Source organism: Photorhabdus hindustanensis, from assembly GCF_002968995.1.
Classification (GTDB): Bacteria; Pseudomonadota; Gammaproteobacteria; order Enterobacterales; family Enterobacteriaceae; genus Photorhabdus; species Photorhabdus akhurstii.
In genome coordinates, this window is the sequence record NZ_PUWT01000204.1 from 1 (window position 1) to 1196 (window position 1196).

At 55.0% G+C, this 1196-nt stretch carries 1 rRNA gene; it reads right to left on the reverse strand.

The features are described 5' to 3' along the window. A 23S ribosomal RNA gene (locus C6H66_RS25360) occupies positions 1–1196 on the reverse strand; the annotation flags it as partial.

The following is a 1196-nucleotide window of genomic DNA, read 5'->3' on the forward strand; positions in this document are numbered from 1 at the left end:
GCCATACCCTTGGGACCTACTTCAGCCCCAGGATGTGATGAGCCGACATCGAGGTGCCAAACACCGCCGTCGATATGAACTCTTGGGCGGTATCAGCCTGTTATCCCCGGAGTACCTTTTATCCGTTGAGCGATGGCCCTTCCATTCAGAACCACCGGATCACTAAGACCTACTTTCGTACCTGCTCGAGCCGTCACTCTCGCAGTTAAGCTGGCTTATGCCTTTGCACTAACCTCACGATGTCCGACCGTGATTAGCCAACCTTCGTGCTCCTCCGTTACGCTTTGGGAGGAGACCGCCCCAGTCAAACTACCCGCCAGACACTGTCCTCAGCCCGGATGACGGGCTTAAGTGAGAACATCGAACATTCAAGGGTGGTATTTCAAGGATGGCTCCATGCAGACTGGCGTCCGCACTTCCATGCCTCCCACCTATCCTACACATCAAGGCTCCATGTTCAGTGTCAAGCTATAGTAAAGGTTCACGGGGTCTTTCCGTCTTGCCGCGGGGACACTGCATCTTCACAGCGAGTTCAATTTCACTGAGTCTCGGGTGGAGACAGCCTGGCCATCATTACGCCATTCGTGCAGGTCGGAACTTACCCGACAAGGAATTTCGCTACCTTAGGACCGTTATAGTTACGGCCGCCGTTTACTGGGGCTTCGATCAAGAGCGTCGCCTTGCGGCTAACCCCATCAATTAACCTTCCAGCACCGGGCAGGCGTCACACCGTATACGTCCACTTACGTGTTTGCACAGTGCTGTGTTTTTAATAAACAGTTGCAGCCAGCTGGTCTCTGCGACTGGCTTCGGCTCCGGGCGCAAAGCCCCTCACCTACCGCCAGCGTGCCTTCTCCCGAAGTTACGGCACCATTTTGCCTAGTTCCTTCACCCGAGTTCTCTCAAGCGCCTGAGTATTCTCTACCTGACCACCTGTGTCGGTTTGGGGTACGATTCAATGTCACCTGATGCTTAGAGGCTTTTCCTGGAAGCCGGGCATCAACCACTTCACTGCCGTAGCAGCTCGTCATCACGCCTCAGTGTTACAGAAGAGCGGATTTGCCTGCTCCTCCCACCTACACGCTTAAACCGGGACGACCGTCGCCCGGATGGCCTAGCCTTCTCCGTCCCCCCTTCGCAGTCACATTCAGTACAGGAATATTAACCTGTTTCCCATCAGCTACGCCGTTCGGCCT